Annotated in this window: 9 protein-coding genes; 8 read left to right on the forward strand and 1 reads right to left on the reverse strand. The window is 72.9% G+C overall.

Annotation, left to right across the window (positions count from 1 at the left end; translation table 11 throughout):
• Together IE136_RS30220 and IE136_RS30225 are read left to right on the forward strand one after the other, a co-directional pair.
• Nucleotides 1-1,050 (forward strand): nitronate monooxygenase (locus IE136_RS30220; protein ID WP_189601899.1); only part of this gene is annotated, 1,050 nt, incomplete at its 5' end.
• Complete coding sequence (locus IE136_RS30225; protein ID WP_158987188.1) at nt 1,047-1,790, forward strand: 16S rRNA (uracil(1498)-N(3))-methyltransferase; 744 nt, start codon at nt 1,047-1,049, stop codon at nt 1,788-1,790. The genes IE136_RS30220 and IE136_RS30225, both read left to right, overlap by 4 nt.
• Nucleotides 1,791-1,978: 188 nt before the next feature.
• Here the strand turns inward: IE136_RS30225 and IE136_RS30230 are convergent, their stop codons facing one another.
• On the reverse strand, nt 1,979-2,335 hold the full coding sequence (locus IE136_RS30230; protein WP_189601900.1) for a hypothetical protein: 357 nt from the start codon (nt 2,333-2,335) through the stop codon (nt 1,979-1,981).
• Nucleotides 2,336-2,400: 65 nt separating this feature from the next.
• Between IE136_RS30230 and IE136_RS30235 the strand changes: the two genes are divergently transcribed.
• The 6 genes from IE136_RS30235 (at nt 2,401) to IE136_RS30260 (ending at nt 8,301) form a co-directional block, all read left to right on the forward strand.
• Nucleotides 2,401-3,708 (forward strand): ATP-binding protein, encoded by a 1,308-nt coding sequence (locus tag IE136_RS30235; protein ID WP_158987184.1) that lies wholly within the window; start codon nt 2,401-2,403, stop codon nt 3,706-3,708.
• A complete protein-coding gene (locus tag IE136_RS30240) occupies nt 3,705-4,769 on the forward strand; it encodes a tetratricopeptide repeat protein (protein ID WP_229819302.1) in 1,065 nt (354 codons plus the stop codon). Before IE136_RS30235 ends, IE136_RS30240 begins: the two co-directional genes overlap by 4 nt.
• Entirely contained in the window at nt 4,769-5,869 is a 1,101-nt protein-coding gene (locus IE136_RS30245) for a tetratricopeptide repeat protein (RefSeq protein ID WP_158987182.1), read from the forward strand. The genes IE136_RS30240 and IE136_RS30245 overlap by 1 nt, the downstream gene beginning before the upstream one ends.
• Before the next feature lie 42 nt (nt 5,870-5,911).
• A complete protein-coding gene (locus IE136_RS30250) occupies nt 5,912-6,271 on the forward strand; it encodes a histidine triad nucleotide-binding protein (RefSeq protein WP_158987180.1) in 360 nt (119 codons plus the stop codon).
• A gap of 73 nt (nt 6,272-6,344) precedes the next feature.
• Nucleotides 6,345-7,247 (forward strand): ribonuclease Z, encoded by a 903-nt coding sequence (locus IE136_RS30255; protein ID WP_158987178.1) that lies wholly within the window; start codon nt 6,345-6,347, stop codon nt 7,245-7,247.
• A gap of 49 nt (nt 7,248-7,296) precedes the next feature.
• Complete coding sequence (locus IE136_RS30260; protein ID WP_158987176.1) at nt 7,297-8,301, forward strand: adenosine deaminase; 1,005 nt, start codon at nt 7,297-7,299, stop codon at nt 8,299-8,301.
• The last annotated feature ends 190 nt before the right edge of the window (nt 8,302-8,491 follow it).

An 8,491-nucleotide genomic window follows, 5' to 3' on the forward strand; every position in this document is an offset into this window, starting at 1 on the left:
CGGTACCCGATCGTGCAGGCCCCCATGGCGGGTGGCGCCTCCTGTCCGCAGCTCGTCGGAGCGGTGTGCGAGGCCGGCGGGCTCGGGTTCCTGGCCGGCGGGTACAAGACCGCCGGAGGTCTGTACCAGGAGATCAAGCAGGTGCGCGGGCTCACCGCGCAGCCCTTCGGCGTCAACCTCTTCATGCCGCAGAGCGGACAGCCCACCGACCCCGCCGCCGTCGAGGTCTACCGGCACCAGCTCGCCGGTGAGGCCACCTGGTACGAGACGGCCCTCGGCGACCCGGACAGCGGACGCGACGACGCGTACGACGCCAAGCTGGCGATCCTCCTGGAGGATCCCGTGCCCGCCGTCTCCTTCACCTTCGGCTGCCCCGGCCGCGACACCTTCGAGGCGTTCGCCCGCGCGGGTACGTACACGATCGTCACCGTCACCTCCGCCGAGGAGGCCCAGGCCGCGCAGTGGGCCGGAGCCGACGCCGTCTGCGTGCAGGGCGTCGAGGCCGGCGGGCACCAGGGCACCCACCGCGACGACCCGGACGCCGCCCTCGCCGGAACCGGGCTCCTGACCCTCGTCACCCAGGTCCGCGAGGCCGTGCAGCTGCCGATCGTCGCCACCGGCGGGCTCATGCGCGGGGCGCAGATCGCCGCCGTCCTGGCCGCCGGGGCCGACGCCGCCCAGCTCGGCACCGCCTTCCTCGTCTGCCCCGAGTCGGGCGCGCACGCCCTGCACAAGCAGGCGATGACCAACCCGCTCTTCGTACGCACCGAACTCACCCGGGCCTTCTCCGGGCGCCCGGCCCGCGGTCTCGTCAACCGCTTCATGCGCGAGCACGGGCCGTACGCCCCCGCCGCCTACCCCGAGATCCACCACCTCACCACCCCGCTGCGCAAGGCGGCCGCCACCGCGGGCGACGCGCAGGGCATGGCCCTGTGGGCCGGGCAGGGCCACCGGCTGGCCCGCGAACTCCCGGCGGGGCAACTGGTCGAGGTGCTGGCCGCCGAACTCGGCACCGCCCTCTCCGCGCAGGCCCACAGGAGCACCTCATGACCGCACCCGTCTTCGTCGTCGACGCCGTCCCCGGCCCCGGAGGCTTCCTGCTCGACGGCCCCGAGGGCCGCCACGCCGTCTCCGTGAAGCGCCTGCGCGCCGGGGAGGAGCTCGTCCTGACCGACGGCCGCGGTGCGTGGGCGGAGTGCGTGGTGACCGCAGCCGAGGGCAAGGACCAGCTCACCGTGGACGTCACAGCGGTCCACGAGGACCCCGAGCCCACACCCCGTATCACCGTCGTCCAGGCGCTGCCCAAGGGCGACCGGGGCGAACTCGCCGTCGAGATCATGACCGAGACCGGCGTCGACGCGATCGTGCCGTGGGCCGCGTCCCGCTGCATCACCCAGTGGAAGGGCGACCGCGGTCTCAAGGCGCTCGGCAAGTGGCGGGCCACGGCGCGCGAGGCCGGCAAGCAGTCCCGCCGCACCCGTTTCCCCGAGGTCACCGACGCGATGACGACGAAGCAGGTGGCGGCGCTCCTCACGGGCGCCGACTTCGCGGCCGTCCTGCACGAGGACCGCGCCCACCCCAGCGGCGCGCTCGCGGACGCCGCCCTGCCGGGGGAGGGCGAGATCGTGCTGGTGGTGGGGCCCGAAGGGGGCGTCTCTCCCGAGGAGCTGGCGGCCTTCGAGGCCGCGGGCGCCAAACCGTACCGCCTGGGACACAGCGTCCTGCGCACCTCAACGGCGGGCACGGCGGCGACCGCACTCCTGCTCGGCCGCACGGGCCGCTGGTCCTAGGTCGTCTCCGCAGGTAGCGCCGTCTGCCCGCGGGCCAGATGGGACTTTACGGACACGGCCCAGGCCGGCCGTGGCTGGGATGTGATCAGGGCGTCTGTGTCCCCCGGTGCGGTTGGTGCGGCTGTGGTGGGCGCGGGCTGTCGGGGGCCTGGTGTACCACGCGGCGGCCCGGGACCGCCGCGCGGCGCCTAAGGCGCCTCGCCCGCGACTGCGTCGAACAGCGGCCAGCCGTCCACCTCCCTCACGACGTTCCCGGTGGGGACGAGGCCGCGCGCCACGGCCTCGTCGAGGAGGCGGCGCACCACCCCGGGCTCGTTCAGGTTGAGCCAATGGCCCCCGAGGCCGATGATCTCGCCCTCGCCCAGGGGCCAGCCCGCCACCGCGCGGCCCTCTCCTGAGCGGAAGACCAGGTGGAGTTGGGCGTGCGGGGTGTCGGCGCGGCGCAGTGACAGGGTCTCGCGGCAGTCCGGATGCCGGTGCCGGCGGCCCCAGAGCCAGACGGTGTCGTCCACCACCAGCTTGCGCAGTACGCCCTTTCGTCGCATCGGCCCACCGTAATCTTCGGGAACCCGGTGGACCAGCGCCCGGTGGCCCTCCCTAGGCTGCTGGCATGTCCGACGAGTCTCCCCTGATCCGTAGTCTGCGCGCCGCGGTCGCCGCCGCGCCCGAAGACGTTCCCCTGCGGCTGCACTTCGCCGAACTGCTCCTCGCCGAAGGCCTCGGCGACGAGGCCGTCACCGAGGCGGCCGTCGCGCTCCAGCACGCGCCGGGCGACGCCGCCGCCCGCGCCCTGATGGCCCGCGCGATGGGCGCACCCGCGGCACCGAAGGAGACCCCCGCCGCGCCCGCCCCGGAGGCCTCCGCGCCCGCCGCCCCCGCCCCGGAGGCCCCCGCGCCCGCTCCCGAGGCCCCCCGCTTCGACTGGGCCGCCGCCGAGCAGGAGGTCGGGGACCTCGTCGGGCCCCGGTTCGTCGAGAGCGGCACCGAGGAACCGCTCACCGCCGACGGGAGCGGCGACCCCGGGGACGCGTCCGCCTGGGACATCGACGCCCCCGGATCCGTACGCCTCGCCGACGTCGGCGGCATGCGGGAGGTCAAGGAGCGTCTGGAGGCCGCGTTCCTCGCACCCATGCGCAACCCCGAACTGCGCAAGCTGTACGGCAAGTCGCTGCGCGGCGGCCTTCTCCTCTACGGCCCGCCCGGCTGCGGCAAGACCTTCATCGCCCGCGCCGTCGCGGGCGAACTCGGCGCGAGCTTCATGTCGATCTCACTCTCCGACATCCTCGACATGTACATCGGAACCTCCGAGAAGAACGTCCACGACATCTTCGAGACCGCCCGCCGGCAGGCCCCCTGCGTCGTCTTCCTCGACGAACTGGACGCGCTCGGCGCCAAACGCTCCCGTACGCACCACAGCGGTCTGCGCAACGTCGTCAACCAGCTCCTCACCGAGCTCGACGGCATCAACGGCGCCGAGAACGAAGGCGTTTTCGTGCTCGCCGCCACCAACGTCCCCTGGGACGTCGACCTCGCGCTGCGCCGCCCCGGCCGGCTCGACCGCACGCTGCTCGTGCTGCCGCCCGACGGTCCGGCCCGCGAGGCGATCCTCCGCTACCACCTGCGCGAGCGCCCCATCGAATCCGTCGACCTGGGCAAGCTCGTGAAGGCAACCGAGGACTTCTCGGGCGCCGACCTCGCCCATCTCTGCGAGACCGCCGCAGAGTCGGCGCTCCTGGAGTCCGCCCGTACCGGCACCGTACGCATGATCAACATGAAGGACCTGCTGGGCGCGGCGAAGCAGATCAAGCCCTCCAGCGAGTCCTGGTTCGCCTCCGCCCGCAATGTGGCGATGTTCGCCAACGACGGCGGGATGTACGACGACCTGGTCGCCTATCTGAAGAAGAAGCGCAAGCTGTGAGCGGGGCAACCATGAACGTGCGGGTCGAACAGGCCCGCGAGCTCTACGGCATGGGGCGCTACGAGGAGGGCCTCGCCCTGCTCGGCCGCCGTCTCGCCGAGGCACCCGACGACCACGAGGCGTGGACCGTACGCGCCCGGTGCCTCTCCGGTCTCCGGCGGCTCGACGAGGCGCTCGACGCCGCCGACGAAGCGGTGAAACTGGCACCCGAGTTCGCCGACGGGCACTACATGCGGGGATTCGTCCTGCGCAGGATGAGCCGGCTGCCGGAGGCCGAGCAGGCGCAGCGCGAGGCGATTCGCCTCGCGCCCGACTCCTGGAGCCCGCGCACCCAGCGCGCCGAGATGCTGATCTTCGTGGGAACGAAGGAGGAGGCGTTCCGGGAGGCCCAGGAAGCCGTACGGCTCGGGCCCGACAATGTCGAGCCGTGGCACACCATGTACAAGGTCGCCGCGTTCAACGAGCGCTTCGACCTGGTACGGGAATCCGTTCAGCAGCTCCTGCGCATCGACCCGACCGACAACCTCGCCGTCACCGAGGTCACCGAGCGGGAGGCCCGCAAGCCCGGCACGTCCGCCGCCCGGGCCGCCGACCTGTACGCGGGCGGTCTCGCCGCCGCCCCCGACTCCCCCTCGCTGCGCAAGGACCTCGACAGGGCCGTCTACCGGATGCTGCGCGGCACCCGCTGGCTCGCCCTGCTCTGCCTCGCCATGGCCGCCGTCACCGCCGACATCTTCGTGACCGACGGCGAGGACCCGAAGGAGCTCCCGATCCACCTCGGCACCCGGCTCTGGGCCCTGTGCCTGATGGCGGCGGTGTGGGGCTTCGGCGCGTGGCGCCGCTATCTGCGGATGCGCACCGGCGCGCAGCTGACCGTACGCGCCCTCGTACGGAGGCTGTTCTGGCCCCGGGTGGTCCTCGGCCAGGCCACCCTCGCCACGCTCTGCGCGCTGCTGATCGTCGTCGTGCCGTGGACCGACCGGACCGTCCCCCAGGTCCTGTTCTGGCTGGGACTCGTCCCGAACCTGCTCAGCATCACGCACGACCGGGACAAGGTCTGATGAGCCACCCGGGAGACCCGACCCTGGACCGGGCCGACGCGCTCTTCGACGTCGGACGCTACGAACAGGCCGCGGCCCTCGCCGCCCAGCACCTGGCGACCGATCCGCTCGACGCCACCGCCCTGGTGCTCCTGGCCCGCTGCCAGCACCGCCTCGGCCGGGCAGAAGAGGCGTTCGACTCTATCGAGACCGCCCTGCTCGCCGAACCGGATGCGCTGCCGAGCTGGCTGATGCGCACCCACATCCTGCTCGCGCTGAAGAAGTACGAGGAGGCCGAGCGGTCCGCCCGCTACTCCGTCGAGCTCGCCCCGGACTACTGGGGCAGCCACTACGCCCTCGGTACCGTCCTCGACCGCTCCAGCCGCAAGGAGCGGCAGCGCGAGGCGTACGAGGCGGCCCGCCGCGCCGTCAGCCTCGCCCCCGGGGAGAGCGCCGCCCACTTCCTCGTGGGGCTCACCGCCCACCGCGTCGGCGACCACCGTGTCGCCGAGCAGGCTTACGAGACGGCGCTGCGTCTCGACCCGCAGAGCAGCGAGGCGCACAACAACCTCTCCCTGCTGCAACTGCGGCGCCGCTGGTTCCGGCGCGGCGCGTGGACGAAGGCCGCCGCAGGCTTCGTCGAGTCCGCCGCCCTCGACACGAACGACCGGCAGGCCCGCTACAACCTGGAGGCCATGGCCTGGGGGACCGTCGCGGGCGCCCGTTGGGTGGCCCTGCTCGGTTTCGTGGGTGCCGCTCTGGGCTCGGCGCCGCTGCGCACCGGAGCGAGCGGCGGCGACGCCCTCGTCCCGTACCTGATCGGCGTCGCGGTGGTCGTGGGCGGCTGGGGCGCCTGGGCGCTGTGGCTGACCCGGCGCGTGCCGGCGAGGCTGCGCCGCCCCCTGCTCCTGGTCGCGCGGGGCTGCCGGCCGGTGATCGCGATGGGCGTCGCGGTCGGGCTGCTCGGTCTGCACTCGGTGGTCGCGATGGCGCTGTGGACGGTGGACGCGTCCGTCGTCGGCGCGCTCGGCTATCCGCTGTTCTGGGGTGTGGTGATCACCTACTGGGTGAGCCGCGCGGCGCTGAGGCGCCGCGCCCCCGCTTCCGAGCGCGCCGGATAGCATGCGTCCGTACTGATCGACAGAGGCGAGGAGGCCCGGACCATGGCCGGAGAGCCGCAGAGCGACTGCCTGTTCTGCAAGATCGCGGACGGGGAGGTTCCGGCGACCATCGTGCGCGAGACGGAGACCACCGTCGCCTTCCGGGACATCAACCCGCAGGCGCCGACGCACGTCCTCGTCATCCCCCGCCTGCACTACCCGGACGCGGCCTCGCTCGCCGCCGCCGCGCCGACCGTGGCCGCCGACGTGCTGCGCGAGGCGGGCGAGATCGCCGCACAGGAGAAGGTCGTCGACAGCGGCTTCCGGATCGTCTTCAACACGGGGACCGGCGCCGGTCAGACCGTCTTCCACGCCCACGCCCACGTCCTCGGGGGCCGCGGCCTCAACTGGCCGCCCGGATAGCCCCGTCCCGGGACCCGTCGGCGTAGCCCCTCGGCGTACCCCGTCGACGAACCCTCTGAAGAGAAGGCCTGCCTTGTCCGTACGTGAACTGGTCGTCCTCGGCACCGCGAGCCAGGTTCCGACCCGGCACCGCAACCACAACGGTTATCTGCTGCGCTGGGACGGGCAGGGCATCCTCTTCGACCCCGGCGAGGGCACCCAGCGCCAGATGCTGCGGGCCGGGGTCGCCGCCCACGACCTCGACCGGATCTGCGTCACGCACTTCCACGGCGACCACTCCCTGGGCCTCGCGGGCGTGATCCAGCGGATCAACCTCGACCAGGTGCCGCACCCGGTCACCGCCCACTACCCGGCGAGCGGACAGCGCTTCTTCGAACGGTTGCGGTACGCGACCGCCTACCGCGAGACCGTGAAGCTGACCGAGACCCCGGTCGCCGCCGACGGCCCCCTCGCCGTCACCGACGCGTACACCCTCGACGCGTACCGGCTCTCCCACCCCGTCGAGTCGTACGGCTACCGGCTCACCGAGCCCGACGGGCGCCGCATACTTCCCCAGCGGCTCGCCGCGCACGGCATCAAGGGACCGGACGTGGGCCGCATCCAGCGCGAGGGCGTGCTGAACGGCGTGACCCTGGACGAGGTCAGCGAGGTGCGGCGCGGGCAGCGGTTCGCCTTCGTCATGGACACCCGGCTCTGCGACGGGGTGCGCGTGCTCGCCGAGGGCGCCGACATGCTCGTCATCGAGTCGACCTTCCTCGACGAGGACGTCCGGCTCGCCGCCGACCACGGCCATCTGACGGCCGGCCAGGCCGCCGCGGTCGCGCGCGACGCGGGGGTACGGCACCTCGTCCTGACCCACTTCTCGCAGCGGTACGGCGACCCGGCGGAGTTCGAACGGCAGGCACGTGCGGCCGGGTTCACCGGCGAGCTGAGCATCGCCCAGGACCTGATGAGGGTCCCCCTCCCCAAGAGGTAGCCCTCCCCGAGAGACAGAACTCCCCGAGAGACAGACGGACGAAAGACCCATGCCCCTTCCCCTCCCCAAAGCCGAACTCCACCTGCACATCGAGGGCACCCTCGAACCCGAGCTGGCGTTCGCGCTGGCCGCCCGCAACGGCGTCACCCTGCCCTACGCGGACACCGAGGAGCTGCGCGAGGCGTACCTCTTCAGCGATCTGCAGTCCTTCCTGGACCTCTACTACGAGCTGATGGCCGTCCTGCACACCGTGGACGACTTCACCGAGCTCGCCGACGCCTATCTGGCCCGGGCCGCGGCGCAGGGGGTACGGCACGCCGAGATCTTCTTCGACCCGCAGGCCCACACGGCGCGCGGGGTTCCGATCGGCACCGTGATCGAGGGCCTGGCCCGTGCGCTGGACCGGGCCGAGGAGCGGCACGGCGTCTCGACCCGGCTGATCATGTGCTTCCTGCGTGACGAGTCGGCCGAGTCGGCGATGGCGACCCTGGAGGCCGCGAAGCCGTATCTGCACCGGATCACGGGCGTCGGCCTGGACTCGGCGGAGGTGGGCCATCCGCCGTCGAAGTTCCGCGAGGTGTACGCGGCGGCGGAGGCGCTCGGCCTGCGCAAGGTCGCCCACGCGGGCGAGGAGGGCCCGCCGGACTACATCCGCGAGGCCCTCGACGTCCTCGGCGTGGAGCGGATCGACCACGGACTGCGCTGCGTGGAGGACCCGGAGCTGGTGGAGCGGCTGGTACGGGAGCGGGTGCCGCTGACGCTCTGTCCGCTGTCGAACGTACGGCTCCGGGCGATCGACGTCCTGGAGGACCACCCGCTGGCCTCGATGCTGGAGGCGGGCCTGATGGCGACGGTCAACTCCGACGACCCGGCGTACTTCGGCGGCTACGTGGGCGACACCTTCGACGCGGTACGCGGCGCGCTGGGCCTGGACCGCGAGCAGATGCGGACCCTGGCCCGCAACTCCTTCGAGGCGTCCTTCCTCGACGACGACGAGGATCGGCGGGCGCGGTACCTGGCCGAGGTCGAGGCGTACGACTTCGACGCGGAGTAGCGAAGGAACCGTTGCCCGACGCTCGGGGCCGGGCAGGGCTTTGCGGACACCACCTAGCCGCGGTCGCCGGGGCGGGCCAGGTGGAAGGAGCGTTGGGCCGCCGCGCGGCGGCGGGTGGGGACGCGGACGGGAGCGACCTGCTGTTCCGGGGCGCCCATCTGCGGGACCAGGCCGGTGGCGGGGGGCGGCG

It is taken from the genome of Streptomyces lateritius (genome assembly GCF_014649715.1).
GTDB classification, from domain to species: domain Bacteria; phylum Actinomycetota; class Actinomycetes; order Streptomycetales; family Streptomycetaceae; genus Streptomyces; species Streptomyces lateritius.

Excerpts from the sequence above, each read along its gene's own strand:
- IE136_RS30235 (WP_158987184.1), top strand. The coding sequence starts at position 2,401 with ATGTCCGACGAGTCTCCCCTGATCCGTAGTCTGCGCGCCGCGGTCGCC.
- IE136_RS30250 (WP_158987180.1), top strand. The coding sequence starts at position 5,912 with ATGGCCGGAGAGCCGCAGAGCGACTGCCTGTTCTGCAAGATCGCGGAC.
- IE136_RS30245 (WP_158987182.1), top strand. The coding sequence starts at position 4,769 with ATGAGCCACCCGGGAGACCCGACCCTGGACCGGGCCGACGCGCTCTTC.
- IE136_RS30225 (WP_158987188.1), top strand. The coding sequence starts at position 1,047 with ATGACCGCACCCGTCTTCGTCGTCGACGCCGTCCCCGGCCCCGGAGGC.
- IE136_RS30230 (WP_189601900.1), bottom strand. The coding sequence starts at position 2,335 with ATGCGACGAAAGGGCGTACTGCGCAAGCTGGTGGTGGACGACACCGTC.
- IE136_RS30260 (WP_158987176.1), top strand. The coding sequence starts at position 7,297 with ATGCCCCTTCCCCTCCCCAAAGCCGAACTCCACCTGCACATCGAGGGC.